Source organism: Shewanella sp. K8 (assembly GCF_028823715.1).
GTDB classification, from domain to species: Bacteria; Pseudomonadota; Gammaproteobacteria; order Enterobacterales; family Shewanellaceae; genus Shewanella; species Shewanella algae.
Genome location: NZ_JAPEHY010000003.1, coordinates 1 through 26,842 on the forward strand (window position 1 = coordinate 1; position 26,842 = coordinate 26,842).

The window sequence follows — 26,842 nt, forward strand, 5'->3', positions numbered from 1 at the left end:
GATTCTTTTAGCCCCCTTCTAGGGGGCTGTTCAAAGCCACCTGCTATGCAGGTGGGGTTTTTATTTGGCTGAAATTCACTCCATTATTGTTTTTTTACTACTAAATGTTTGCAAAGTGAGCCAGGTCTCGGCATTAATAGGCCCTTTTTTGGTGTAGATCCGGTTTTTGTTATCAAAAACGGGGTAATTTAACCAATAGTTACATTTTGTGGAGATACTCCTATGCAACAGCGTTGGCATGCAGCAATATCTGCCGGCCTCTTGGCCACTGTATGGTGTGGGGTTGCCGACACCTTTGGTCTGATCACCTGGATAGGGTTTCTGGGGTGCAGTACTTTCTTTGCTCAAGGACGCAGTGGGTTCGCCGGTTTGCTTCAGGCCTGGTGCACCAATACATCGGGAGTATTCTGGGCCTGGCTTATCATCAGCGGCAGCAGTTTCTTTGTCTCGCCGGTATTTGGCTGGATCTTCACCGGCATAGCCACCAGTGCCATGTGCCTGCAGGCCTGCTTCGGTAAACTTAACTTTATTCCCGGTGCCTTTATTGGTTGTTGCATCACCTTTGCCATGTCGGCGGATATTGCGGCTATTATGCCGCCGCTGCTGATTGGTGCCGTATTCGGTTATGCCATGAGTCGCTTGACCGATCTCATGGGCTATTGCCAAACCAGCCGCAGTCGTCAAACTCAAACAAAACCTCTGCCGGTCGAAAGGGTGGTGGAGTAATAGATTATACTGCCAGGGTCCTGTCCCGGCTTTTAGCTTCGCGCTGAGGAGCACTGATGAAGCAGATCCAATTTAGAAAAGTTGATGCCATGCTGATTAAGTTCAGTCTCAACGGTAAATTCTGGCTTGTGTGTTCGCTGGTTACCGCCATAACCGCCGCTATCGCACTGGCCAACTGGTGGCAGTTGGATGCCAGTGTAACCCAGGGCGCTGAGGCGCGTTTACAAGCCAAAGCCGAGACCCTGCTCCAGCTGGCGCCCGAGCCGGAGCGCGATCTTTGGCTACAGCAGCAAGGCCTTAGCCGCAATGAACCGCGCGCCGAGGTGAAAGTCATGCTCAGTAGCCGTGACGGCAACTACTGGCTCGGTGACAGCTTAACACTGCAGGAGCAAGAGATGCTCAGCCGGGCGAACTGGATGCTGCTGTGGGCTTTTGTCGGGCTGTTGCCACTGTTTCAGCTTAGCTATTGGATCTCCACCTCACTCGGCGGCGGACTCTGGGATATGTATATGGCAATCAAACGCCTGGCTGACGGCGATTTGAGCTTTAGGCTCAATTTCTTCGGCACAGATGATTTCAGCCTGATAGCCCGCGAGATTGACCGCTGCGCCGATAACATGAGCGAAATGGTCACCGCCATCAGCAGCAATGCCGAAACCTTGTCGATGGCGGCTTCCGAATTTGCCGAGCAAGCCGCCGCCGGTGATGAGATGGGCAAAATTCAGTGGCAGTTTCTCGATACTGTGGCCACGGCGATGGAGCAGATGAGCAATGCCATTACCGAAGTGTCCCATAACGCCGCCGAAACCTCTTCCCAGACCCGGGACAACGCCTCTCAGATGGGCCAGGGCGCCAGACACATAGCAGAAACGGTTGCCAGTATAGGAGAGTTGTCGGGCCGGATTGCCGAGGCTTTCTCTTCGGTATCGCAACTGTCGCGGGATGCCACCGAGATTGGCGCCGTGGTGACCACTATTGATGGTATTTCCGAGCAGACCAATCTGCTGGCGCTCAATGCCGCCATCGAGGCTGCCAGAGCCGGAGAACAGGGGCGCGGCTTTGCCGTGGTTGCCGACGAGGTGCGGACCCTGGCGGGGCGAACCCAGGAAGCGACAGTGGAAATTCAACGTATGATTGAGGGTTTGCAGGCGGGCAGCCGCAATTTGTCTCAGTTGACCGAGGCGATAGTGTCGCAGGCTGATGAAAGCCGCCAGGCGATCATTCAGGTGGGTACGGATGTTGAGGGGATGCGTGGCTCAGTGGATGCGGTATTTGATCGCAGCAGCCAAATCGCAGCCTCGGCCGAAGAGCAAAGCGTGTCGGCCCGGGAGATCAGCTCGCAGCTTGGCGATATCCGCAGCCACTCGGATCAGATGCGCCAGGCCAGCGAAAGGGCGATAGAGCTGAGTCAAAAACTGGCCCAGGCTTCTGCCGCTCTGACCCGGCTGTTGGCACAGTATAAAACCAGTTGAACTGCTAGAAGCTGAGCCATAAAAAAACGCCGGCATCATCAGATGTCGGCGTTTTGCGTTATAGCGTTTCCTGAGCTTTGTTTCTTGCTTCAGGCGTGCCGCTTGCTGTGGTCAGCATCAGCAGCGCCATCAGCGTTAGCGACAATGTCAGCGAAAACAGCTCCAGATAGGCGCGTGATCCGAGGGCTTGTCGATGCCGCGAAGCGCGTAATCCACATCGGCCTCACTCAAACGGCTTGCCAGCGACTCGGTTGCCAGGATCACATCGATACGCAGGCCGCGGTTATCATCAAAGCCACGGCTGCGATAATCAAACCAGGAGTAGCGTTCGCTACGCTGTGGATGCAACTGGCGGAAGGTATCCACCAAACCCCAATCCAGCAGGGTTTGCAACCATTCACGCTCTTCCGGCTGGAAGCTGCATTTACCTGTCTTCAGCCAACGTTTGGCATTGGCATCGCCGATGCCGATATCCAGATCCAGCGGCGAGATATTGATATCCCCTATGATGGCAATATCCTGATCCGGGCTGAATGAGTTTTGCAGATACTGCATCAGGTCGGCGTAAAACTTACGCTTGGCCGGGTACTTGGTCTCGTGATTGATATTCTCCCCCTGGGGGAAGTAGCCGTTGATCACTGTCAGCACGCGGCCGTTGTCCTGGATGAACTTTCCGGCGATAAGCCGGCGCTGGGCATCTTCATCGTCGGTGGGAAAGCCTTTTTGAACCTCAATGGGGGCCTGTTTGGATAACAGAGCCACGCCATAGTGGGCCTTGCCACCGTGGAAATGTACCTGATAACCCATGGCTTCCACTTCGGCCAGAGGGAAGGCTTCGTCGTGCACCTTGGTTTCCTGCAGCCCTATGATGTCCGGCTGGTGACTGTCTATCAACTGTTGCAGTTGATGCAGACGAGCTCTCAGTCCGTTGATATTGAAGGAAACGATTTTCATCAGGGCAGCACTCGCTTGAAGGGTTTAACGATAACACTCAGATAAACGCCGGCGGCAACATAAGGATCGGCATTGGCCCAGGCCTGGGCGGCTTCCAGCGATTCAAACTCGGCCACCACCAAAGAGCCGCTGAATCCGGCGTCCCCCGGGTTTTCACTGTCCACGGCGGGATGTGGACCGGCCAGCATCAATCGTCCTTCATCGGCCAGCAGTTGCAGGCGCTGTAGATGGGCCGGACGAGCGGCAAGACGTTTTTCCAGGCTGTTTTCAACATCTTGAGATGAGATCATATACCACATTATTTGAGTTCCTTGCGTTGCTCTTCGGGGATGTGTTTAAAGAGATAAACCACGGTTGCTATGGTGTTCAGTAGCGTCACTGCGGTCAAGCCAAAGACCTTGAAGTTGACCCAGGTTTCCTGACTCAGACTGAAGGCGACATAGATATTGATAAGGCCGCAGATAATAAAGAAACTGACCCAGTACCAGGTGACTCTGGCCCATATCTTGTCGGCGACCTTGAGTTCCTGCCCCAGCATGCCCTTGAGTACAGGCTTATTCAGCAATTGGCTGACACCCAGACCCAAGGCGAACAGGGCATAGACTATGGTGACTTTCCATTTGATAAAGGCATCGTCGTGAAACACCAAGGTCAGGGTACCGAATACGGCCACCATGGCAAAGGTGATGAGATGCATTTTCTCAAGCTTGCGGTACAGCAGGTAGGTCACCACGAGTTGCAGCGCCGTTGCGGCTATCAAGGCGCCACTGGCGACATAGATATCGTAAAACTTATAAACGGCAAAGAAGATGACCAGCGGCAGGAAATCCAACAGTTGTTTCATAGTAATCAGACTGAGTGAAAATTGCCTGTGAGTTTAGCACGGCGGGCTTTGAGGGATAAACCTCTTCGGCCCTTGCGTGGGTCAGTGCACAATTATTACAGGGAACCTGAGTTGATCTTGCCGGTTTCCGGGAGAATTTCCACTATCACCCAGGCCCGGCCCCGTTTATGCAGGCGAATGGTTCTGTCATCGACCCAGGGGCGGCCACCTCTACGGCCGGTAAATTTGACCACGACAGTCACGTCATCGGTGAACTTGCGAAAGAAGTCGATATCTATCTCTTCAATCTCCAGGGTGACATCTGTCATCTGTAGATTGAGCATATGGCGCTGTACAGAGGCGGCGATATAGTAACTTTTCAGCACCTCCTTCATCGGATCATCGACATAATGGGTTGCCTTCTCGACATCCTTATCTACGTAGATGGCCTGAAAGAATCCCAGGGCGACTTGTTCCGGGCTGTCTATGGTGGCTTTACTCGGGTCATCATTGCAGCCAAATAGGCCTAGCAGACAAAGAAAAAGTAAATATCTCATAGTGTTGACCCTAATGATTGGTGCCAAACAGTATCGGTTTTTTTAGTATTGATCGCAAGCCGATGCCGCACGCTTGACGGGATCGGCGATCCTGTGGCATATAAAGAGGATAGCGCAGAGATTCTTATCCACAGAATCTGTGGACAAGTGTGTTGAAGACTCGATAGATACTTCCTAAGCGATTGATATCGTCGTTAAATTGTCGCTGGTTATTTTTTGACGCTTGGCACTTTTCCCTATCCGTTTCTCTCCTGATGACTCATTCCTGGCTGAATCATAACTGGCGTAAAGGATCCTTTGCGTTGATTTTGTACAGCTTTTGCTGATAAAAGCCGCAGTCAGTATCCAATATCAGTTCTTATAGAGGTTTGAGCTGCCAGCTCCAAAGGGTAGGTTGAAAAGACGCGCAGGTGCGCAGGCCGGTATCGATTTATCCCGATAAACCTTCCATTAACCAATCTGTTCTTCAGCTTTTGATGCTCGCTGAGTGAGCTCCTATGTGAAATAGACCACAAAAAAGCGCCTGCCGGAGCAGACGCTTTTCTTGAATTGGCTATCGGACCATTAATTACTCTGAGTGGCCTGAATGGCGGTCAGGGCGATGGTGTAGACTATGTCATCCACCAAGGCGCCACGGGACAGATCGTTCACCGGCTTACGCATACCTTGCAGCATAGGGCCTATGCTGATCAGATCGGCGCTTCGTTGAACGGCCTTATAAGTGGTGTTACCCGTGTTGAGATCCGGGAACACAAACACAGTTGCCTTACCGGCAACCGGGCTGTCCGGCGCCTTGGAGCGAGCCACATTGGGCATCACTGCGGCGTCGTACTGTAGTGGGCCGTCAATCACCAGATCCGGACGCTTCTCTTTGGCAATCCGGGTGGCTTCGCGCACCTTATCCACATCCGAGCCTGTACCTGAGTCACCGGTTGAGTAGCTGATCATCGCGACTCTGGGCTCAATGCCGAAGGCTTTGGCCGACTCGGCCGATTGGATGGCGATATCGGCCAATTGCTCGGCATTGGGATCCGGGTTGATGGCGCAGTCACCATATACCAGCACTTGATCCGGCATCAGCATGAAGAAGATGGAAGAGACCAGGCTGGAGCCGGGCGCTGTCTTAATCAGCTGCAGTGGTGGACGAATGGTGTTGGCCGTGGTGTTGACTGCACCGGAAACGATACCGTCCACTTCATTCTGGGCCAGCATCATGGTGCCCAGCACCATGTTGTCTTCCAGCTGTTCACGGGCAACTACTTCGGTCAGGCCCTTGTGACGGCGAAGATCCAGCATAGGTTCGACATAGCGCTCACGCACTTCATCGGGATCGATAATCTCGACATCCTCTCCCAGAATGACATCCTGCTGGGCTGCGATACGCAGAATCTCGTCGCGTTTGCCTAGCAGTACACAGCGGGCAATACCGCGCTCGGCGCAGATGGCGGCGGCTTTGATGGTGCGCGGCTCATCGCCTTCAGGCAGCACCACGGTCTTACGGGCGGCGCGGGCCAGCTCGGTAAGTTTGTAGCGGAAAGCCGGTGGCGACAGGCGGTGCTCGCGGGGCGAGTTCTCGGTGACGCTTTCAATCCAGCTCTGATCGATATGACCGGCAACATATTCCTGTACCAGTTCAATACGCACTGCATCGTCCACAGGTACTTCGTGGTCAAAGCGTTGAATATTGAGCGAGGTTTGCCAGGTATTGGTATCGATAAGGAACACAGGCAGGCCGGTTTCAAAGGCCTGTTCACACAAGGCCATGATCTCAGGCTCAGGTTCATAACCGCCGCTCAGCAGCAAGGCACCAATCTTGACGCCGTTCATCGCTGCCAGACAGGCAGAAACGATAACATCGGAGCGATCGCCAGAGGTGACCAGCAGCGAGTCTGTCTTGATGTGCTGCACCATGTTGGGAATAGAGCGGGCACAGAAGGTTACCTTGCGCAGACGGCGAGTGTTCATCTCACCGGCATTGATGATGCGGGCACGCAGGTGCTTGGCCAAGTCGGATGCTCTGGGGGACACCAGATCCAGGTTGTAAGGCACGCTGCCGAGGATCCTCAGTGGGCTCTTGCCCGGCAACTGGAACATACCGGCAGTATCGCTGCGCTGAACGTCCTGATGGTCGAATACTTCAGACAGATCCGGGCGGGCACGGCCTTCGTCGTCCACCGGCGCGCCAATCTTGTTAATGATGGCGCCGATAAGACGCTTGTTCTTGTTACCACCCCAAGAGTTAAAGGCGATTTCGAGGCGGTTCATCAGCCCGGTCGGACTGTCGTTGCCTGGGGTTGCGACAAAAATCACATCGGCGTCGAGCGCCTTGGCAATGGCATAATTGACATCATCGGCAAACGGATGGCTACGGGTGTGCACCAGGCCTTCGATGATCAGGGTTTCAGTGTTGTCGGCAATTTCACTGGCGCGGGCGATGATTTGCTCCATCAGCACATCCGTCTGATCGGCACGGATCAGCGCTTCGGCGTGGGCCATTTCAAACGGCTCAAGCGGGTTGACCGTGGGGGACTTGCTGAGGATGGTAGTTGAACGCTCAGGGCCGTGATCCTGCGGGCGCAACTGGGAAATGGGTTTAAAGAATTGCACTTTAACGCCGTGGCGTTCCAATGCACGAACCATCCCCAGGCTGATAGACGTCAGACCGACGCCAGTGCCTATGGGGATCAACATAATGTTACGGGACATAAAAACCTCTTCGGAGTCGATGGTTTTCCGGTGAATCTTGTAAAGTCAAAAAACATGAAAGCCGCCAGGCTAACCAGGCGGCTGATTGGTCATATTATTCTTCTATCAAACTAATAGCGTCTTCGGCGATGACCCACTCTTCATTGGTGGGAATGACCATGGCCAGAGTGCCTTCATCTTTAGTGATAATTCCGCCATTGCCGAAGCGGGCGGCCAGGTTGCGTTCATCATCGACCTGGAAGTTGAAGATGGACAGTAGTTCCAGCACTTTCTTGCGGATAATGTCGGAGTTTTCACCTATGCCGCCGGTAAACACCACGGCATCCAGACGGCCCAATGGCACAGTGTAGGAGGCGATATATTTTGCCAGACGATAGCAGAAGATTTCCAGTGCCAGTGTCGCACCTTTGTGACCTTCGGCATATCCTTCCTCGATACCACGGCAATCATTGGTCAGTTCGCTGATCCCCAAAAGGCCGCTCTGCTTGTTCAGCAGGTTGTTGACCTCCTCCAGGGTGTAACCCAGTTGGTGCACCAGATGATAGATGATGGAGGGGTCGATATCGCCGCAGCGGGTTCCCATCACCAAACCTTCCAGTGGTGTCAGGCCCATGGAAGTATCCATGCTCTTGCCGCCTTTAACCGCCGTGACCGAAGCGCCGTTGCCCAGGTGAGCACAGATTACATTGGTATCGGCCAGCTCTTTACCCAGCACCTTGGCCGCTTCACGGCTGACAAACAGATGGCTGGTGCCGTGCATGCCGTAACGACGAATGCCGTGCTCGCGGTAAAGCTTGTAGGGCAGGGCATAGACAAAGGCGTGCTCAGGCATACTCTGGTGGAAGGCGGTGTCAAACACGGCAACCTGAGGCAGGCTTGGGAACGAGGCCATGGCAGCGCGAATACCTATCAGGTGCGCCGGATTGTGCAGCGGTGCCAGTGAGGCACAGTCTTCGATACCTTTGATCACCTGGTCGTCAATGATAACCGAGCGGGTGAATTTTTCGCCGCCATGCACGATACGGTGACCCACCGCCAGGATCTGTGACGCCAGTTCAGGCAGGGGAGCCAGGATCTGGTTTACAATAAACTCCACGGCTTCACGGTGCGCGGTAAATGCGCCCAGTGCGGCTTCATGCTTTTCGCCATTGTGTTTCCATTTGATGCGGGAGTTTTCCAGACCAAAGCACTCGGCCAGACCTGAGATCTGATCATCGCCCGTGAGTGCATCCATGACTGCAAATTTCAAAGAAGAACTGCCGCAATTTAGAACCAATACCAGTTTTTTAGACATGTTAAAAACCTTTCGCCGTTTTTAATTAATGAGTTACGGGTGAACTGGACTCGCCTGTAACCTGTTTCACTGCGTTCCTGCCGTCAAGCCGTTGTTGGGGCCGAATAGGGAACTGTGCTAAGGTAAAAGCAATATTATGCTTGTTTCAGGTGCCTTGATTGAGCCTTAACTTTCTCAAAACCGTGAGGGAAGGTCATCGTTATATGAAGACCTGGCCCATGGTCAGACAACTGGGTTTCTTTTTTCCTGAGTTTCGCGTTATTCGTGCCACTCAGTTGGCGTTGCAGTTGATGCCTGTGTTGGCCATGCTATCGGCTGCCGCGCCACTCTATTTCTATGGTTGGGACTATCTTCCCCAGGCCATAGCTATCTTTCTGTTCTTTCTCAGCCTGCCTTTGCAGGGCTATCTGTGGCTGGGTTGGCGTGCTCGCCATCCCTTGCCGCTGTCCTTGCTCGATTGGGGAAATCAACTCAATGCCAAGCTTTCCGGGCTTGGGGTGAGCAGTCGCCCTTTAGGGGCCAAGGCCTGCTATATGGATATGGCGCAGATCCTCAAATTGGCCTTTGAACGTCTCGATGCCGGATTTTGGGAAGAACTCTGAATCAGTAGCCGGCATTGATCCCTTTCTGGATAAATATAGCCTTTATTCGCTCCATGGTTTCGCGATCTGGCGGCGACACGCCGTCGAGTTCATAGTGTTCACCCATGGCTTCCCACTTGTGTTTGCCCAGTTCGTGATAGGGCAGTAATTCCACTTTTTCCACATTGGTCATTGGCTTGATAAATTCAGCCAGTTTTTCGGCCGAGGCTTCATCGTCTGTATAGCCGCCAACAACCACGTAACGGATCCAGGTTTTCTGGCCTCGTTTTGCCAGATACTCCGCAAACTGCAATGTTCTCTGGTTGCTGACCTTGGTGAGATCTATATGCTTGGCATCATCCATCTGCTTGATGTCCAGTAGCACCAGATCTGTGTTGTCCAGCAACTGGTCGATCACCTCTGTGTATTTACGGACAAAGCCGTTGGTGTCCAAACAGGTGTGTATGCCTTCGGCCTTGCAGGCCTTGAATAGCTCGGCAACGAATTCAGCCTGTAACACAGCTTCACCACCGCTGGCGGTCACGCCACCACAGCTGGCTTCCAAAAAAGGTCGGTAGCTGACTATCTGTTCCATCAGCTCCGCGACCGTCACTTCCTTGCCGCCATCCAGATCCCAGGTGTCGCGGTTGTGACAGTATTTACAGCGCATCAGGCAACCCTGCATAAAGGCGATAAAGCGAATGCCGGGACCATCTACTGTGCCAAAGGATTCCACCGAGTGGATCCGTCCTTTTACTGTCATGTGCTCTCCTTGGAATGGCTGCAGCGGCGGCCGCTGCAGCCTGGTTTCAAACGCGGATTACAGTGCTTTGGTGAAAGTACGGGTAATCACGTCTTGCTGTTGCTCAGGGGTCAGTGAGTTGAAGCGCACTGCATAGCCTGAAACACGTATGGTCAGCTGTGGATACTTGTCAGGGTTGACGACAGCATCTTCCAGCATTTCACGGTTCATCACGTTGACGTTCAGGTGCTGACCACCTTCATGGCCTGGCTTGTGGGAGAAGTATCCATCCATCAGCGCAGCCAGGTTGGTGCGGCGGGCATCTTCATCTTTACCCAGTGCATTGGGCACAATGGAGAAGGTGTAAGAGATACCGTCCTGAGCGTGAGCGAAGGGCAGCTTGGCCACTGAGGTCAATGAAGCGATAGCGCCTTTTTCGTCACGGCCGTGCATTGGGTTGGCACCCGGGGCAAATGGTGCACCGGCGCGGCGACCATCCGGAGTGTTACCTGTCTTCTTACCATACACCACGTTGGAAGTAATGGTCAGGATTGACTGGGTTGGGATGGCGTTGCGGTACATCTTCTTGTCACGAATTTTGGCCATAAAGCCTTCAACCAGCATACAGGCGATGTCGTCAACACGGGCGTCGTTGTTACCGAACTTGGGATAATCACCCTCGATTTCGAAGTCTACGGCAATACCGTTTTCATCGCGAACCGGTTTCACCTTGGCATACTTGATGGCAGACAGTGAGTCGGCAGCAATAGACAGACCGGCGATACCACAGGCCATGGTGCGACGTACGTCTCTGTCGTGCAGCGCCATCAGCGCGGCTTCGTAAGAGTACTTGTCGTGCATGTAGTGGATGGTGTTCAACGCAGTGACATACTGAGTTGCCAACCAGTCCATCAGGCCATCGAGACGGCTCATGACGTCATCATAGTTGAGCACTTCGTCTGTGATAGGATCTGCCTTAGGAGCAACCTGAATTTTCAGCTTTTCATCCACACCACCGTTGATGGCGTACAGCATGGTTTTGGCCAGGTTGGCACGGGCACCAAAGAACTGCATGTGCTTGCCCACAACCATGGGGCTCACGCAGCAGGCGATGGCGTAGTCATCGGACTCGAAGTCAGGGCGCATCAGGTCATCGTTTTCATACTGGATGGAGCTGGTGTCGATAGACACTTTGGCGCAGTATTTTTTGAATGGCTGAGGCAGCTGCTCGGACCAAAGCACAGTGATGTTTGGCTCTGGGCTTGGACCCATGTTGTATAGGGTGTGCAGGAAGCGGAAGCTGGTCTTGCTCACCAGTGGACGACCGTCCAGACCCATACCACCGATAGATTCGGTAGCCCAGATTGGGTCGCCGGAGAACAGCTCATCGTATTCAGGGGTACGCAGGAAGCGCACCATACGCAGTTTCATCACGAAATGGTCGATCATTTCCTGAGCCTGCTCTTCGGTGAGCACGCCATTTTTCAGATCGCGTTCGATATAAACGTCGATGAAGGTTGAAGTACGGCCCAGAGACATGGCAGCGCCGTTTTGGCTCTTCACCGCGGCCAGATAGCCGAAGTAGGTCCACTGGATGGCTTCTTTGGCATTCTTGGCAGGGCCGGAGATGTCATAACCGTATTTGGCTGCCATCTTCTTCATCTTGCCCAGCGCTCTGTGCTGCTCGGCAATCTCTTCACGCAACTGGATAACGTTGCTCAGATCTTCACCGGCTTCCATCTGAGCCTGCAGTGAAGTGAACTGGGCAACCTTGTCCTTCATCAGGTAGTCGATACCGTAGAGGGCTACGCGACGGTAGTCACCAATGATACGGCCACGACCGTAGGCATCGGGCAAACCTGTCAGTACACCTGACTTGCGGCAAGCGAGAATTTCCGGAGTGTAAACATCGAACACACCCTGGTTATGGGTCTTACGCAGTTCGGAGTAGACATATTTGATTTCAGGATCCAGCTCGCGATCATAGGCGGCGCAGGAGCCTTCAACCATGCGGATACCACCGTTGGGCAGCATGGCGCGTTTGAGTGGCGCATCAGTCTGCAAACCAACAATGGTTTCCAGTTCCTGATTGATGTAGCCGGCATCATGGGAATCTATGGTAGAGACTTTGTCTGTATCAAAGTCGACCGGAGCGTGGGTGCGGTTTTCCTGCTTGATGCCTTCCATGACTTTGTCCCACAGGGCTGTGGTCGCAGTGGTGGGGCCAGCCAGGAAAGACTCATCACCTTCATAGGGGGTGTAGTTCTTCTGGATAAAGTCACGTACATTGACTTCGGTCTTCCAATCGCCGGGAACAAAGCCTTCCCATGCGCTTGCAAACAGCTCAGTTTTCTCGGTCATAGTACTCATACCTTCTAGTTGAGATAAAGTTACTTGCTGGCCTCGCTGCCTTGCTTGGCCAGCAAGGGACGGCGATACACAAACCAGTAAGTCAACCCTACAAATAAAGCTCCCCCCACGATATTACCCAGAGTGACGGGAACCAGATTATGGAACACGAATTGGCTCCATGTGAGATCGGCAAACTGCTCGGGGCTGACCCCGGCGCTTGTCCAGAATTCAGTGCCGGCCATATTTTTGCTGATAATGGCCATGGGAATAAGGAACATGTTGGCGATACAGTGCTCAAAACCTGCGGCGACAAACATGGCAACCGGCAACACCACGGCCAGCAGTTTGTCAGTGACCGAGCGACCGGCATAGGCCATCCATACCGCCAGACACACCATGATGTTACACATGATCCCGAGGGCGATGGCCTGGAAAAAGTCATGGTGCAGTTTGGCCTGAGCGGTCTTCATGTAACCAAGGCCTATCAAACCGTGGCCGGCATCATAGTGTTTGGCGGTGATCATCAGGCCTACCAGTAGCATGGCGCCGATAAAGTTGCCCAGATAGACCAGCCCCCAGTTGCGCAGTAAGGCCTTGGTGGTGACCCGTTTGCTGGCTCTGGCAGTAATGGTTAATACAGTAGAGGTGAAGAGTTCGCCGCCCAGTACCACCACCAACATCAGGCCCAGGCTGAAGCACAGGCCGCCGATGAGTTTGTTGAGACCGTAGGGAAGGGCGCTGCCACCGGCAGTGGCGACAACATAGAAGATAAACGCGAGGCCAATAAACACCCCCGCAGTCATGGCCAGCAACAGGGTCGACTGGGTATCGCGGCCGATTTTGACGACGGCCGCATCCTCGACCTTCTGCGCAGTATTGGCAGGGGTTGATGCATCAAATGGGCTAGGACTGTTGTTCATAGCTGCCTTCTTTCGCTCATTTGGTGGCTGGCCACCGGTTTAGGTTATGAAATTCATTTATCGCTTGTTCTGTGTGATGACCCTTGAGCCATCAAATTCGTTAACTATAAGCAAAATGTAATTAAATTACGTGATTAAGATCAATTTAATCGCCGTGCAATCTGAATTATGAAATTAAACTACCTTTTGCCATTCCTTTTTTGTCTGAAAAACCGTCTTGAAACAATTCACCGCAATCTTAATTATCTTGCAGTGTTATCTACCGCAGCCTGTGCTTTCTATTTGGTGTTTGACCCAAGCATAAGCTTGTAACACGTTATAAAAGTCCAATCTGTGCTGTTGCTCGCGATGAATGGCTGCAAACTGGAAATGTTTACATCTCCCATGTTGCCGCAATCTCCATCTTCTTTACTTACAGAGCCCAGGTTGAGGTTTTAGCTACCCCGAGAAAGTCTGTTCAAAGAATCGCTCGTTATGCATCCAACCTTAAAATTGGTCTTACCAATTTACCACAAAAATATTAACACAGAGCCGCGCTGTCGGCATCTGATATCGGCCTTTACCCACAGGGAAAAGCTAAATTTTGCGAGCAGGTTAACAATTGTATGCCATAGCGCCGACACTGGGGGATCCGCCGACAGTCTATTTAAGTAAATCCTTATTCCCGCAGCTTCACAAACTGGTGTCAAAGTTTGAGCCGGGTCTTGAATTTTGGGCCGTTGTGACCTGTTCGGGAGCAGGCTCAGGGCTGTGAGTCCTGTCATGGTTAATTCGGCATGCAGTCAAAAAGTTAACTGAATATCATCAGGTAACCGGGTGATAACTTTATCCCACAACCAAAGCGTAACTTGAGTCATGCCTTGGCACTCGGGGGAAGAGTTGATTAGAATCAACGCTTTCTTTTTGCTGTCACGCTCCAACCCCAGGAGCAATCCAAGGAGGCCGTTATGCCATCCATGGCACGTCTGGCCATCATACTTACCCTGATTTACGCCCTATTGTGGGCTCTGGGGCCCCTGTTGACCGATATGGGTGTCTGGGACTCAAAACCTGACTATTACGGCCTGCCTTTATGGTTTTGGCTGTCCTGTATCCTGACCCCGCTGTTTTTCATTATGGGACTCTTCTACCTGTTTGGCCGGGGAGGGCATAAAGAGTGACCACTCTTATCCCGGTATTACTTTATCTGTTGCTCAGCCTGGTGTTGACCCGCTTTATAGCCGCCAGACAAGACAAGGCCAGCCTCTATCAGGATAAGGCGGCGCGCTTTTTTATCGGTGGCCGTTTTCTCAATGGCCCCATGTTGGCCTTGACGCTGGTGGCCACCTATACCAGCGCCAGCTCTTTTATTGGTGGTCCGGGCGCCGCCTACAAGATAGGTTTGGGCTGGGTATGGCTTGCCTTGATCCAGGTGCCGGTCGCCATGCTGACCCTGGGAGTGCTGGGGCCGAAGATCCTCGCGGCCAAGGCGCCTTACGCCACCTTGATTGAGTGGTTGGATGCCCGCTTCGAACATAAAGGAGTCAGCATGTTGGCGCTGGGCTCCTTGGTGCTTGGATTTATCGCCATGATAACGGTGCAGTTTATCGGTGGCGCCAGGTTGTTTGCCGGGGTCAGCGGTATCGACTACAGCCTGGGGCTGGCACTGTTTGTGGTGACAGTGTTGGTTTACACCCTGAGCGGTGGTTTTCGGGCGGTGACCATCACAGATGCCTTTCAGGGAATAGTAATGCTACTGGGGCTCTTGCTGCTGTTTTTCACCCTGCTTGGCCATGGTGGGATGACAGAGTTGATGTCCAAGGTGGCCAGCGAAGATCCTGCCTTGTTGCAGCCCCACGGCAATGAAGGGCAACTGGGCTGGCCCATGATGCTGTCGTTTTGGGTGCTTATCTGTTTCGGTACGCTTGGGCTGCCACATACTGTGGTGCGTTTATTGGCGGTTAAAGATACCCAGGCGCTCAAGAAAGGCATTATTTGGGGCACTCTTATCAGTGTTTTGATGACACTGTTACCGCATCTTATCGGTTTGATGGGCAGGGCACTTTATCCCGATTTGCAGGTACCGGATGAGATCATGCCGACCTTGATCTCCGGACTGTTTTCGCCACTTTTGGCCGGGGTGTTGCTGGCGGCGCCCATCGCCGCTGTGATGTCGTCGGTGGACTCCATGTTGCTGCAGGCAGCGGTCAGTCTGGTGCGGGATGCCTGGGTTAAGGTGAGGCCACAAACCTCGGCGCAAAGCCAGCTGCGTTTGAGCCGCATCGCTATGTTGATGATTGCTGCGCTCGCCTGTTACTGGGCGCTAGAGCCGCCGGCCATGATAGTCTGGCTCAATCTGGCGGCTTTCGGCGCGCTGCAGGCGGTGTTTCTCTGGCCAATATTGGCGGCGGTATTCTGGCCTTCATTGACTGGCAACTCGGTGTTTGCCGCGATGATTTCCGGATTGCTGAGTTATGGAATGCTGCAATGGCTGGCCTTGCCTTTGCCGCTTCATATTCACCCTGTGGTACCGGCCTTGCTGGTTTCCCTCTTGGCCATGTTGGGCTGTCAGGCATGGTTGCCGGTAAGGGAAGTTTTGGTTACCACACAGGACAAAGCGGAATGAAGCTCCATGCTTGATTGTTGAGGATGGAATTAAACAAAAAAAAGCGCAGTCAATGACTGCGCTTTTGGCTATTAAAGCGCTTATCAGAAGCGGATCTGATAACCCGCGTAGACTACGCGACCGATAATGTTGTGGGTATCGGCGTCATAACCTGGGTAGGACAGCTCATAGTTCACCGCAGGCATGGCATCGAACAGGTTACGGGCACCGACTGTGACTTTACCGAACTTGTCAAAGTCATAGTTCATGGCCAGATCCCAAGTGGTGAAGGAACCGAAGTCCTGCTTGTCGATGTTGGCAGCTTGCTGCTGTGGCGTTTCACCGGCATAGGAGTCTATGTACTTGGCGATCAGCGAGGCGCTGAAGGCATCGTACTCATAGCTGAAGGTGGAGTTGAAACGCAGCTCAGGATATCCCTTGGTACCCAGCACGTCGTAACGTGGGTCGACCGGGCTGGCCTGCTCTGTGTATTCCAGTGCATAGGTGCCTTCCAGTGCGAACTTCAGGTTGCCGTAGTTACCCAGCTCGAAGCGCGAGCTGAAAGAGACGTCCAGACCCGAGGTTTGTACCCCGTCCATGTTGATGTAGCCGGCGCCAATCTCTTCAATCTTGCCGTCGGTATCACGCTTCACATAGACATATTTAGGATCGTACGCACCGAGGCCGGTCGTGGCTTCCAGATCCAGAATAGTCTGGGCACCAACGTAGCTGACCTGGTTGCTGATCTCTATGTTGTAGTAGTCCACAACCAGAGAGATATCATCAGTGATGTTCCACACTGCACCGAAGGCATACTGATCAGACTCTTCAGGTTTCAGCTCCGGATTACCTGAACTCTTGCGCAGATACTGAGTTGACTCACACACATCAGCGCCTTCGCGTTGGTCAGCCGGCAGCATCTGACAGCCTTTGGTGTCGATCACTCTGTCATAACTGGTAGCGGCTTCGCCCAGCAGATCATCCAGTGACGGAGCACGGAAACCCTGGCCGTAAGAGGCGCGCAGTACCAGGTTATCCAACAACTGGTAACGCAGGTTGATAGAGCTGGACAGCTGGCCTTCGTCCGGTAGGCTGTATTGGTCATAACGGCTGGCCAGTTTGATGTTCAGATCGTCAGTGACCGGCAGTTCCAGCTCAACAAAGGCAGCCTTGTAGTTACGCTCACCGGCGGAGTCACCACCGTAAGTACCCAGTACTTTGCCGGCAGCTTGCTGCGCGTCGCGGCGATCGCTGAATTCCATCTTCTGGTACTCGGCACCCACGGCATAACCTATGTCACCGCCTGGCAGTGCGATAGGCGCCAGCGCAGCCCAGGAAATGGCAGTCGCTGTGGTCTTGGAGTCAGCTTGACGGGTGGCGGTGTGCAGGAAGCTGTCCAGGGTTGCCTGAGTCGCATTGCCGCCCAGAACAAATGGGTTGTACAGGCCGGCATCGACGGCTTGTTGCAGGTTGTCTTCAAACACGTAGGAGTCAGTGCTTATGTCTACCTGCTGATCTGAGTACTGTACATACCAGTTCAGTGAACCGGCATCCAGCTCCAGGTTCAGACCGGTAACCACGTCAATCACATCGGACTTGAACGTCGTGCTGCGATCGGCCACACCGGTAAGACGGTGGTAAGCCTGTACTTCGCTGGCGTTGGCTGTGCCATAAGTTGGGTTCAGTGGGTTGTCGGCAGCTATGTACAGGTTAGGGGTCCACAGTGCGGTAGAGGAAGTCGTGGACTTGTCACGCATCACAATCGCCTGACCGAACCACTCCAGGTTGTCGGTAATTCTGTAAGTCAGGTTGCTGAACAAAGAGTCTTTGGTCTGATCCGGCAGGTAATCGGTGCCTTCATACATGCTATAGCCACAACGTGGACCATCTTTGCTCTGAACGATTTGATCGGCCGGACAGTCTTTACCCGGTACATAGTTACCTGTGTAGGTTGGCGTTTCAAAGGTTCCGTCTTCTTTTTTGCCTGGGCGGGCAGCCACTGGGCGCCAGGTACCTTCCGGTGCATACAGAGAGCTGCGGCCATAGGCCTCATCCCAGTTGGCGGTCAAATGATCACGCTGACCACCCTTGAGAGGATCAAACTTCTTGTGCTCTATGATTACCAGGCTGGTGCTCTTATCGCCTGTGTTACCGAAGGTCATCGACGCCGACATTTCATCACGGCCACCCTGAGTCGGGTTGGCGTATTTCAGATCGAATCCAAGGCCGTCATAGTTCTTCTTCAGAATGATGTTGATTACACCACCAATGGCATCGGAACCATAGATGGCAGAAGCGCCGTCACGAAGGATCTCAATGCGCTCGATGGCGTCCATAGGGATCAGGTTAAGGTTGGTTGCATCGGCACCAAAAGTGGCTGATGGTGCGATACGGCGGCCATTGATCAGGGTCAGGGTGCGGTTTGAACCCAGACCACGCATGCCCGAGCTGGCATGGTTACTGGCAGAGCTGCCGGCGTCGCTGATGAAGCTGCCCGCAGTGTTGTATGGCATTTGTGCCAGTACCGCAGAAACATCTGTCAGACCGGTTTTGGCTATGTCTTCAGAACTCATCACAGTTACCGGCAGTGCCGATTCCATGTCGGTACGCTTGATACGTGAACCGGTAACTTCGATGCGCTCCAGTTGTTCGTTTTCGTTGGCTTGAACTGCAGGTAGGCTAAGAGTGGCCGCTGCTGCGCCGCCAAAGAGGGCGAAGCGCACAGCTTTGCTGACACTGAGATTCATCATTTATATCCTTTTATGATATTTATTTTGTCTTTTTGTATTTATTCGAGCCGGCATAGAACAATTCGGCGACAAAATGTAACCATTAAGATACAAATAATACAAGTGGTTAAATGCTTGTTACCCGATTATTTATTGTAATAAAGATGTAATCAGATGTTTTGAAACCATTAAAAAACATTGGCCACCATATTTAAAAACACAATAAAAACATTTAATTAACATTTTTTTGGGGTTGATTGAATAAATAATAAGCGGCGCAAAATGCGCCGCTTATTTACCGAATAATATTCAGTTTAAATGAGCTTAGAAGGAATAGCTCAGACTGGTGTAGTAGAAGCGACCGACGTTATCGTACGCTGCAGAACCTGCTGTGGTACCGGTCGTACCATAAGGCAAGTCTTTATCGAACAGGTTGTCGATACCGAACTTAAGCGTTATACCGGAATCAAACTGATAACCCACGGCGACATCACTGATGAAGTAATCGTCGTACTGCATGTTTGAACTTGGGTTTGCGTTGCGAGCCAGTTCCTTATCTGTGTACAAGCTGACGTCATTGACGAAACGGGTACGCCAGTAGCTGAGCCAGTTTTCATACTTGTAGTTCAGAGTCAGGTTAGCCTGCCAATCTGCATATCCCAAAGTGCCGGCCAATTCTTCGTAATCGCTGGGATTATCCTGGAAGGAGAAGTTCCGGCGCTTAAGCAGGTGAGTCGCAATCAGGTTGGCACTGAAATCACCACCCAGAATGTCAGTCTTATAAGCCAGATCCAAGTCAACACCAGAGGCCTCCAAGGCTGCAACGTTCAGAGAGTGACTCTGAATCAACGTTATCTGGTGTGAAGATGGGTCACGGGTGATCAGCGCGCAATACTGGTTATCTATACCACTGGTCGAATCCAGGCAGCGATCTATGATGTCCTGAGCCGCGATAGAACTGATGGCATCATCAATCTTGATGTTCCAGTAATCGAGTGTCATAGACAGACCTTCGATAAACTCAGGTTGATAGATAAGCCCTACAGTGTAGCTGGTGGACTCTTCAGGTTTCAGTTCCCGGTTACCACTGCTCTTGCCTTCTATGCTTTTGGCATCGTACTGATCATTGAAATCAGTAGGTACACCCAGCGCGGCACAGTTCTTGCGGCGAGTGGAAGAATCGGCCAGGTTATTGAGGTTATCAATACGGCATGAATCATCAACCCGGAAGAAAGTTTGACTTGGGGCACCAAACAGCTCGCTGATATTAGGCGCTCGAATGGCTTCAGCATAGGTACTGCGCATTCTCAACTCGTCGTTGATTTCCCAGCTCAGACCGGCTTTCCAGGTGGTCGCATTGCCAATGGTGCTGTAATCGGCGAACCGTACGGCCAGATCCATATCCAACTGACGGATCAGCGGCAAGTCGGCCAGCAGAGGTATTGATACTTCGGCAAACACTTCCTTGACATCGAAATCACCTTTGTCTTCACCCAAGGCGTTGAAAAATGTGCCTGCAGCATTCTCAGGCTCTTTGATCTCACTCTCTTCTTTGCGGTACTCAACACCGGTAGACAGGCCTACATAACCGGCTGGCAGTTCGAATAGCCCGGAATTGGTGATAGTGCCACCCAAAACGGTTTGCTTGATCACTGCGGTGCCAACAGAAGTGGTATTGATGTAGTCAATGGCTTCCTGGCTTGGGTTACCTGCACCAAAAATGTTGACCGGCACACAACCTTCAGCGCGGGCGGTTTCGCTGCGACAGACTATGTTACCGTCGAGCATGACAGCATCGAGGGCATTTTGGTAGTTGGCATAAATCAGGTTATTTTTGTTCACCCGTTCCAGATCTGTCTGGCCATAGATGGCGTACAGGTCATAATCCCAGTCATCAGCCAAGACGCCTTCTAGACCCAGTACGTAGCGCTGGGTTTCACGGGTGTCGTCCTCGACACGTTGGCCCAGGTCGGCCATGAAACGGTTGATGACGATTGAATCCAGTGGCTGAGGGTTACCGTCCGCATCCTTGTTGCTCTTCATCAGAGCAACAAGGTTGGGATCCAGATAAGGGTTATCAACCTTAATTGTGTTTACCTTGTTGCCAAAGAAGAAGGCAGGCTGACCATAATCACTGGCCTGACTGTTGACATATTTGGCCTCAAAGTAGAGGTTCATATCGTCATTCAGCTGATAATTGCTCTTCAGGTTGAGGTTATAACGCTTGAATTCTGGTTGCAGATCTTCAAACTGTCTCAAGTTGGTGAAGTCACAGTCGACACAATAGTTCCCATCAACTTTAGGGCCGATGTAGACATCACGGATAGTCCCGTCTGGATTGAAGGTCTTCCAACCATCCAGGAAGAAGGTACCGGCGTTGCTGATCTTATAATGTCCGCCGTTTGGCAGGAAATACTTGTCTGGATCAGACGGATCATTGGAATCGATATAGTTACCGTCGGCATCCTTGGGTCTGTTGGTATTTTTCAGACTGGTAAATGAGGTTTTGGTTTGATCACGATCGAACGCTCTGAGTCTATCCTGAGCGCTGTATTCTGCGGCGAAGGCGATATTACCGCGACCATCATTGATATCTGTACCGTAAGAAAGCGAAACTCTGTCTTTACCAAAACCACTGTCATCGGCTCGACCTTTGATAGCGGAAATATCCAAGCCGACAATGTCTTTTTTCAGAATGAAGTTAACTACGCCTGTTACTGCATCTGCACCATAAATAGCAGATGCACCACCCGTAATGACTTCCACTTTTTCGACCCAGGCACTCGGAATCGTGTTTACGTCAACCGAAGAGCTTCCCGCTGAGCTGGCAACATGGCGTTTACCGTTAACCAGCACCAAGGTTCTGTCGGTACCCATGGTACGCAGATCCAACAGGTTGGCTCCGGCAGTACCAATGTAACGTCCAGAGTTGGCGAGAGAATAGGTGTTACCTAGAGCAGGCAACTGGTTGAGGGCTTCACCTATGTTGGTAACACCGGTAGACAGAAGTTCTTCACCCGAAATTACTGTCACCGGGGTAGGGGCCACGGCACCTTCACGTACGATACGTGAGCCAGTGATAGAGATACGCTCAACGGCAGAATTAGCCGTTTGCTGATCTTGTTCTGCCGACAATGCTGGTGCGGAATAAGCTGCAGTTGCAACACCACCAATTAACGCAAAGCGCACTGCTTTGGCTAATTTAGAATTAGCTTGCATTATTTTCTCCCTGATACTTATGTGTGTTTTTATTTTTTTCATCCGAATTAATTAAAAAATGTTTCCGGATGTATCAGGAATATAACCTTAGTGAAATAAAAAGTGCAACAAGGATAATACAGATGTAATTAAATTATACTGAAACCAAATATACCCATCTTGTTATCATAAATATAACGTACAGCGTTTATTTGTTGTGGCTCTCGATCTTGCTGACTAATTAGTCACATTAATTAGCAAACTATTCTATGTTGTAAATTTGTGTGGATTAAAATGTTTTATTAATGTTTAAACTTGTTCGTAGTGAAGAGTTGAATTTGCTTTGTCTAGGAGCTTGAGTAGATTTCAATGAACCATTGAAGATCCAATAAATCGCAAAAGCGTGATTTGTATCACGCTCTTGCGGGTTTCTGTGTATGGGAATTTCAGTTTCCCAGAGACCAGGGGCGGTAGTGTCTGAGGTAACTGATAGCGACGAAGCCGACAATAGCACTGGCTATCACAAGCTCAATATTTCCAAGTAGCGCCAGTGGCCGGTGCAGCGATTGCAGCATGGGTTGGCTGTTGCACCAGGCGGCTGTTTTCAGTAGGGCTGTGGCTCCTATCACCATGGGGAAGGTGTAGGCAGCAAACCCAGGGCTAAAAGGGAGGCGCAGCAAGTGCAGGAAGGCCAGATAGATGACCAGGGTCATCAGCAGGGCCAGACTCAGCAGCAGGGCGACCAACCAAAGCTCAGGAGCCGGAGTCAGGGTCAGATAGCCGGCCAGAGACAGGCTGGCCGGTGCTGCCAGAATCGCTATGGTAGGCTTGGCTGCATCCGCGACCGGATTACAGAAGATCAAGCGATAGAGCATCACAGGCAGCATCACCAAGTAACTGACCAGGCCGAACATCAGAATGATGTGAGCGATTTGAGCGCCTACCTCGCCGGCTTCGGCGCCGGGAAAGGTCACGGCTGCCACCACCATGCCGATAGGGGGCACAAACCAACTGGGCACCATATGCTCCAGGTTGAAGTCCATTGCTCTATGCAGCACAAAGGCCGCCAGTAAACAGCAGTGAATGGCGATAGCCGTCAACCAGATCAGGAAGCCACACAAAGGAAGATGGATCCCTACGGCTTTAGAAATCACCATCAGTGCCATGGCAAAGGTGGGCAACACACTGCCGACCACAGGGTGGCGCAGTTCTTCATTCAGTAATTCAGGATGCAGAATGAATTTGACTGTCAGCAGAGACAGTAATATGCCGGCAATCGCCGCGCCCAATGCCAGGCCGGGAAATTCTGCTGACACGTTTTCCCAGGCCCAGCCCAGGCTGGCGATAGCCAGCGCCAACCCGGCCAGAGGGCTTGGCAGCCGCCTGAAGGCGGCTTTACTGAACTTGGACTCGTGAGTGCTGAGTTCTTCAGTGGTAGTGGCAACGAGTTTCATACTGTGACCTCTAGATTCCAATTTGATGGTCCTAGTCTAAAATCGGTCTTTGATTAATAAAATCGAAATTAAGTTATTCATTGATTCAAATTTATTTAAGCTTGCAGCGCAGCAGAGTATGCCCAAGCCCTATGTCATCGATATCTTCATCGACATAGAAACCTGCCTGTTGCAGTAGTTTCAGCAATACCTTGGAGTGATACATACGACTGTTGCCATTGGCCATGGCGGTGAAGTAGAGCGAGGTGGCATTGACACAGTAGGCGGAAGCGGCATTGGGCTGCCTGTCCCAGAAGGTTTCCAGAATACAGAGTTCGGCTGTCGCCGGCATGGCTTTGGCACAAGCCTGCAGGATGGCCAGGATTTGTGCCTCGCTGAAACAGTCGAGGAATTGGCTCATCCAATAGAGATCGCCGTCGGTCACAAAGGGGCCGTCAGGGGCAAGCAGATCGCACGCCAGGCCGGATATCCGCCCGCTCAAACCTGCGGCTTTTGCTGCCTCGGCGGCCAGCTCAAGCTGGGGAGCAAGGTCCATTATGGTTACCCGGCACTGTGTATTGTAGCCGGCACATTTCAAGGCCCATTTGCCGGTGTTGCCGCCGATATCCACCAAATGAGTTGGCCCTTTGGCAAATATGCGTGGCATCAGGCTGTCAAAGGCATGATCTGAATAATAGTGATCGAAGGCGAACCAGCTGTGTTTCGCTTCTGTCGGTAACTGACTCAGGGCTGGGTAAATAGTGGGCCAATCGCCGAATACTTTCAGTCCCTCGGGAGAGCCTTGCTCCAGCGCCTGTTGCAGATGAAACAGGCCTTGGTAACAGATGTCGTGGATAAAATTGAGGTTGGTGGCGGCCATATCATCATGCAGCAGAAACCAGCCTGTCTTGTCGAGGATGTAATTGTCTCCCTTGTGCCAAACTAGCCCCATGGAGAGCGCCATATCGAGCAGAACGCCCAGAGCATATTCTGTCAGCCCGGTTTGTTCTTTGAGTATCTCAAGGCTAATGCCCTCATCGCCTGCGGCATCTATATGCTTGAGGATATCGAACTGCAGCAGGCAGCGGGTCACCTGAAAACTGACCGGAGCGAAGGCGATTTTTTGTGCTTCAAATTTGGCTTCGAAGGCACTGAGTTTGGCGGGTTCACTGAAAAAGGGCATTGTCTTGGGAGCCGTGGGAAAGGTTCAAAAAAAGCCTTTATGGCCCAAAGCCCAAGTCAAGTACAGGCCAGTTGCATAAAACTTTGATCAAGAGGGCAAATATGTGGTTACTGCTGCTTTGAATTGTGGCATCAAAAGGGGGTCTTCAGTTCGCTGCGTTTGGGCTGATAGCGTTAGAGGTATAAAAAAACCCCGTCATTAGACAGGGCTTTCAAGTTGCGGTTTATGCTTACTTACTGCACGTTTTCCTGATCGCCGAATTGGCCGACAAACAGGGCCGAGGACAGATAACGCTCGGCGGCAGATGGCAGGATCACCACTATATTTTTGTCTGCAAATTCTGGCAGAGCGGCGATGCGGTTGGCGGCAACGACGGCGGCACCGGAGGAGATCCCCACCAAAATGCCTTCCTCTTTCATCAGCCTGTGAGCCATCTCTATCGCTTCGTCATTGGTGACCAGCTCTACCTTGTCAATCAGCTCCAGATCCAGGTTACCCGGAATAAAGCCGGCGCCTATTCCCTGGATCTTGTGCGGACCCGGCTGCACAGGTTGGCCCGCCAGAGTCTGGCTGATCACTGGTGAGTCGGCTGGTTCAACGGCCACAGCAGTGATCGCCTTGCCTTGAGTGTTCTTGATATAACGGCTCACCCCTGTAATGGTGCCGCCGGTACCGACACCGGCAACAAATACATCGATTTGACCATCGGTATCGTTCCAGATCTCAGGACCTGTGGTTTTTTCGTGGATCTCAGGGTTGGCTGGGTTGTCAAACTGTTGCAGCAGCAGATATTTATCCGGCGCCGATTGGCGGATTTCCTCGGCCTTTTCGATGGCCCCTTTCATGCCCTTGGCACCATCAGTCAGTACCAGGTTGGCGCCCAGTGCCTTGAGCAGCTTGCGGCGCTCGAGACTCATGGTGTTGGGCATGGTCAGAGTCAACTTGTAACCTCGGGCCGCGGCAACATAGGCCAGCGCAATACCCGTATTTCCCGAGGTGGGCTCAATCAGCTCTTTGTCTTTGGTCAACAGGCCTTTTTTCTCGGCGTCCCAAATCATATTGGCACCAATACGGCATTTGACACTGAAGCTTGGGTTACGGGCTTCTACCTTGGCCAGCACCTTGCCGTTGCTGACGCGGTTAAGACGAACCAGTGGAGTGTTACCAATGGTGTAGGAATTGTCTTCGAAAATTTTGCTCATGGCTTGCTGGCCTCCTTTGATTGCATCCCTAAAGCATAATCTCCATGAGATCAAAGAGAAGTGAATCTTTGTTCTTCTTTATTCTTTTTAGTTATTACATGAATCTCTGTTATTCGTAACTTCGGAGTAAGCCAGTTTAGCTTTATGTTAATCTCAACGCCAATTCGATGTTAACCAAAAATCAACATTCTATTCCAAATAGGAGAGCAGGCTTGGATCACAACTTCAATGCCGAGGAGGCAAATCCGAATCGAACCGGGGAACAGAGCGGCTTTAAGCTGTATCCGGGCAAAGATCCCCGCAGCATAGTGACACCGGCCGCATTCAGTGTGGCGCCGGAGCTACTCTACACCCCCTTGGCAAAGCCTTGGAAAAGGGCGCTGGCTATCACGATAGACGGTTTGTTGATCGCAGTACTGGCCGAACAGGCCGGCCCGCTGTTTGTGCTTTTGGTGTGCCTGCTGGCTTATTATATACACAATCACGCCAACAGGATCTCCACTTGGGCCAAGGGGCTTTTGTACCTGTTTATGGCGGTGGTTTTGCTTTGGTCTGCGGTGCCGCAGATGATAAAAGTCAACGGCCTGCAAGAGCGTCGCGATAATGAAATTCAGGGGCAGACACTGCTGACCTTGACGCCGCAGCTGTTGCGTTTGAGTTTGTGTGAGGACAAGGCCTGTGCCCAACATGAAGCGGGTTTGCTGGTCAATGCCGCGGCTGAGGCAGGGCTGTCACGTACCCAGGCCGAGACCATGCTGCAAGGTGCATTGGATGACTTGCCGCTTGCTTCAGCCGATATTGCGGCGATAAATGCAGACTTGATGCCGCAGTTGGCTTCAATCAAGCCCGAGTCTGTAGCGGCACTCAATGAAAGGGCTAACGCACAAACCGATGCAAAAAACGATGTAAAAACCGATGCAAAAACCGATGCAAAAATCGACACACAAACCAAGCCGGCATCTGCCGAAGACGACTCAAGACCGGGAGCTGAAGAGGACGAGCAGGAGGAAGAAACACAATACAGTTTGCTCGCTTGGGCCAAGGGGATGCTCAATGACCTCGGGTTTGGATTTGGCTGGGCGGCATTCTATTTTACCTTGTTCACTGCCTGGTTTGATGGTCAGACTTTAGGCAAAAAAATCATGCGGGTGCGGGTGATTTCCCTCGGAGGTGGTAAGCTTTCCCTATGGGACGCCTTTGGCCGTTACGGGGGATACGGTGCAGGCTTTGCCACTGGACTGCTGGGTTTCTTGCAGATTTTTTGGGATGCCAACAGGCAAGCCATCCAGGATAAGATCTCAGCAACAGTTGTCATCGATCTGAGTAAGCCACGCATGAGTCCAACAGAGACGGTGCTGCAGGCGGATCCGGTCACAAAACAATAAG

20 protein-coding genes are annotated in these 26,842 nt (G+C 52.1%); 6 read left to right on the forward strand and 14 right to left on the reverse strand.

Annotation, left to right across the window (positions count from 1 at the left end; translation table 11 throughout):
* Window positions 1–222: 222 nt before the first annotated feature.
* Together ON072_RS02450 and ON072_RS02455 are read left to right on the forward strand one after the other, a co-directional pair.
* On the forward strand, window positions 223–726 hold the full coding sequence (locus tag ON072_RS02450; RefSeq protein WP_025889517.1) for a DUF1097 domain-containing protein: 504 nt from the start codon (window positions 223–225) through the stop codon (window positions 724–726).
* Window positions 727–782: 56 nt separating this feature from the next.
* A complete protein-coding gene (locus tag ON072_RS02455; RefSeq protein WP_044734322.1) occupies window positions 783–2,198 on the forward strand; it encodes a methyl-accepting chemotaxis protein in 1,416 nt (471 codons plus the stop codon).
* 147 nt (window positions 2,199–2,345) lie between these two features.
* On the opposite strand, the gene xthA is transcribed toward ON072_RS02455, so the two are convergent.
* The 6 genes from xthA to ackA all read right to left on the reverse strand — a co-directional run bounded on the left by xthA (window position 2,346) and on the right by ackA (window position 8,532).
* Entirely contained in the window at window positions 2,346–3,152 is an 807-nt protein-coding gene (gene xthA, locus ON072_RS02460) for an exodeoxyribonuclease III (RefSeq protein WP_025011773.1), read from the reverse strand.
* Window positions 3,152–3,451, reverse strand: coding sequence for a YciI family protein (locus ON072_RS02465; RefSeq protein ID WP_025011774.1), 300 nt, complete (start codon window positions 3,449–3,451; stop codon window positions 3,152–3,154). The genes xthA and ON072_RS02465 overlap by 1 nt, the downstream gene beginning before the upstream one ends.
* Entirely contained in the window at window positions 3,451–3,996 is a 546-nt protein-coding gene (locus ON072_RS02470; protein WP_025011775.1) for a septation protein A, read from the reverse strand. Before ON072_RS02470 ends, ON072_RS02465 begins: the two co-directional genes overlap by 1 nt.
* Window positions 3,997–4,091: 95 nt before the next feature.
* Entirely contained in the window at window positions 4,092–4,532 is a 441-nt protein-coding gene (locus ON072_RS02475; RefSeq protein ID WP_025011776.1) for a hypothetical protein, read from the reverse strand.
* A gap of 564 nt (window positions 4,533–5,096) precedes the next feature.
* A complete protein-coding gene (gene pta, locus ON072_RS02480) occupies window positions 5,097–7,238 on the reverse strand; it encodes a phosphate acetyltransferase (protein WP_107004683.1) in 2,142 nt (713 codons plus the stop codon).
* 94 nt (window positions 7,239–7,332) lie between these two features.
* The gene (gene ackA, locus ON072_RS02485) at window positions 7,333–8,532 is read right to left on the reverse strand and encodes an acetate kinase (RefSeq protein WP_025011777.1); all 1,200 of its coding nucleotides are present in this window, start codon (window positions 8,530–8,532) and stop codon (window positions 7,333–7,335) included.
* Window positions 8,533–8,690: 158 nt separating this feature from the next.
* On the opposite strand from ackA, the gene yfbV reads away from it, so the two are divergent.
* A complete protein-coding gene (gene yfbV, locus ON072_RS02490) occupies window positions 8,691–9,134 on the forward strand; it encodes a terminus macrodomain insulation protein YfbV (protein WP_028779375.1) in 444 nt (147 codons plus the stop codon).
* Between the two features lies 1 nt (window position 9,135).
* Here the strand turns inward: yfbV and pflA are convergent, their stop codons facing one another.
* From pflA to focA, 3 genes are read right to left on the reverse strand one after another with little or no spacing between them, the layout of a single operon-like run.
* Window positions 9,136–9,876 (reverse strand): pyruvate formate lyase 1-activating protein, encoded by a 741-nt coding sequence (pflA, locus tag ON072_RS02495; protein WP_025011778.1) that lies wholly within the window; start codon window positions 9,874–9,876, stop codon window positions 9,136–9,138.
* Between the two features lie 57 nt (window positions 9,877–9,933).
* Window positions 9,934–12,216 carry a formate C-acetyltransferase gene (gene pflB / locus ON072_RS02500; RefSeq protein ID WP_028779374.1) on the reverse strand — a complete coding sequence of 761 codons (2,283 nt, stop codon included), beginning with the start codon at window positions 12,214–12,216 and terminating at the stop codon, window positions 9,934–9,936.
* 29 nt (window positions 12,217–12,245) lie between these two features.
* A complete protein-coding gene (gene focA, locus ON072_RS02505; protein ID WP_025889524.1) occupies window positions 12,246–13,127 on the reverse strand; it encodes a formate transporter FocA in 882 nt (293 codons plus the stop codon).
* Window positions 13,128–14,074: 947 nt separating this feature from the next.
* Here focA and ON072_RS02510 point away from each other — a divergent pair.
* A complete protein-coding gene (locus ON072_RS02510) occupies window positions 14,075–14,287 on the forward strand; it encodes a DUF997 family protein (RefSeq protein ID WP_025011781.1) in 213 nt (70 codons plus the stop codon).
* The gene (gene panF, locus ON072_RS02515; protein ID WP_144379855.1) at window positions 14,284–15,732 is read left to right on the forward strand and encodes a sodium/pantothenate symporter; all 1,449 of its coding nucleotides are present in this window, start codon (window positions 14,284–14,286) and stop codon (window positions 15,730–15,732) included. The genes ON072_RS02510 and panF overlap by 4 nt, the downstream gene beginning before the upstream one ends.
* A gap of 83 nt (window positions 15,733–15,815) precedes the next feature.
* Here the strand turns inward: panF and ON072_RS02520 are convergent, their stop codons facing one another.
* The 5 genes from ON072_RS02520 to cysK all read right to left on the reverse strand — a co-directional run bounded on the left by ON072_RS02520 (window position 15,816) and on the right by cysK (window position 25,456).
* Window positions 15,816–18,461, reverse strand: a complete 2,646-nt coding sequence (locus ON072_RS02520) for a TonB-dependent receptor plug domain-containing protein (RefSeq protein WP_028779373.1) — start codon at window positions 18,459–18,461, stop codon at window positions 15,816–15,818.
* Between the two features lie 303 nt (window positions 18,462–18,764).
* On the reverse strand, window positions 18,765–21,659 hold the full coding sequence (locus tag ON072_RS02525) for a TonB-dependent receptor (RefSeq protein ID WP_044734326.1): 2,895 nt from the start codon (window positions 21,657–21,659) through the stop codon (window positions 18,765–18,767).
* Between the two features lie 425 nt (window positions 21,660–22,084).
* Window positions 22,085–23,092 (reverse strand): TDT family transporter, encoded by a 1,008-nt coding sequence (locus ON072_RS02530; protein WP_274625939.1) that lies wholly within the window; start codon window positions 23,090–23,092, stop codon window positions 22,085–22,087.
* 91 nt (window positions 23,093–23,183) lie between these two features.
* Window positions 23,184–24,254, reverse strand: a complete 1,071-nt coding sequence (locus ON072_RS02535; protein ID WP_274625940.1) for a methyltransferase — start codon at window positions 24,252–24,254, stop codon at window positions 23,184–23,186.
* 233 nt (window positions 24,255–24,487) lie between these two features.
* A complete protein-coding gene (gene cysK, locus ON072_RS02540) occupies window positions 24,488–25,456 on the reverse strand; it encodes a cysteine synthase A (RefSeq protein WP_025011786.1) in 969 nt (322 codons plus the stop codon).
* A 278-nt stretch (window positions 25,457–25,734) separates the two neighbouring features.
* Here cysK and ON072_RS02545 point away from each other — a divergent pair, with 278 nt between their 5' ends.
* The gene (locus ON072_RS02545) at window positions 25,735–26,841 is read left to right on the forward strand and encodes an RDD family protein (RefSeq protein ID WP_425289639.1); all 1,107 of its coding nucleotides are present in this window, start codon (window positions 25,735–25,737) and stop codon (window positions 26,839–26,841) included.
* The last annotated feature ends 1 nt before the right edge of the window (window position 26,842 follow it).

Excerpts from the sequence above, each read along its gene's own strand:
- ON072_RS02450 (WP_025889517.1), top strand. The coding sequence starts at position 223 with ATGCAACAGCGTTGGCATGCAGCAATATCTGCCGGCCTCTTGGCCACT.
- ON072_RS02455 (WP_044734322.1), top strand. The coding sequence starts at position 783 with ATGAAGCAGATCCAATTTAGAAAAGTTGATGCCATGCTGATTAAGTTC.
- ON072_RS02525 (WP_044734326.1), bottom strand. The coding sequence starts at position 21,659 with ATGCAAGCTAATTCTAAATTAGCCAAAGCAGTGCGCTTTGCGTTAATT.
- ON072_RS02475 (WP_025011776.1), bottom strand. The coding sequence starts at position 4,532 with ATGAGATATTTACTTTTTCTTTGTCTGCTAGGCCTATTTGGCTGCAAT.
- ackA (WP_025011777.1), bottom strand. The coding sequence starts at position 8,532 with ATGTCTAAAAAACTGGTATTGGTTCTAAATTGCGGCAGTTCTTCTTTG.
- ON072_RS02520 (WP_028779373.1), bottom strand. The coding sequence starts at position 18,461 with ATGATGAATCTCAGTGTCAGCAAAGCTGTGCGCTTCGCCCTCTTTGGC.
- ON072_RS02530 (WP_274625939.1), bottom strand. The coding sequence starts at position 23,092 with ATGAAACTCGTTGCCACTACCACTGAAGAACTCAGCACTCACGAGTCC.
- ON072_RS02510 (WP_025011781.1), top strand. The coding sequence starts at position 14,075 with ATGCCATCCATGGCACGTCTGGCCATCATACTTACCCTGATTTACGCC.
- xthA (WP_025011773.1), bottom strand. The coding sequence starts at position 3,152 with ATGAAAATCGTTTCCTTCAATATCAACGGACTGAGAGCTCGTCTGCAT.
- pflB (WP_028779374.1), bottom strand. The coding sequence starts at position 12,216 with ATGACCGAGAAAACTGAGCTGTTTGCAAGCGCATGGGAAGGCTTTGTT.
- ON072_RS02465 (WP_025011774.1), bottom strand. The coding sequence starts at position 3,451 with ATGTGGTATATGATCTCATCTCAAGATGTTGAAAACAGCCTGGAAAAA.
- ON072_RS02470 (WP_025011775.1), bottom strand. The coding sequence starts at position 3,996 with ATGAAACAACTGTTGGATTTCCTGCCGCTGGTCATCTTCTTTGCCGTT.
- ON072_RS02535 (WP_274625940.1), bottom strand. The coding sequence starts at position 24,254 with ATGCCCTTTTTCAGTGAACCCGCCAAACTCAGTGCCTTCGAAGCCAAA.
- cysK (WP_025011786.1), bottom strand. The coding sequence starts at position 25,456 with ATGAGCAAAATTTTCGAAGACAATTCCTACACCATTGGTAACACTCCA.
- pflA (WP_025011778.1), bottom strand. The coding sequence starts at position 9,876 with ATGACAGTAAAAGGACGGATCCACTCGGTGGAATCCTTTGGCACAGTA.
- pta (WP_107004683.1), bottom strand. The coding sequence starts at position 7,238 with ATGTCCCGTAACATTATGTTGATCCCCATAGGCACTGGCGTCGGTCTG.
- focA (WP_025889524.1), bottom strand. The coding sequence starts at position 13,127 with ATGAACAACAGTCCTAGCCCATTTGATGCATCAACCCCTGCCAATACT.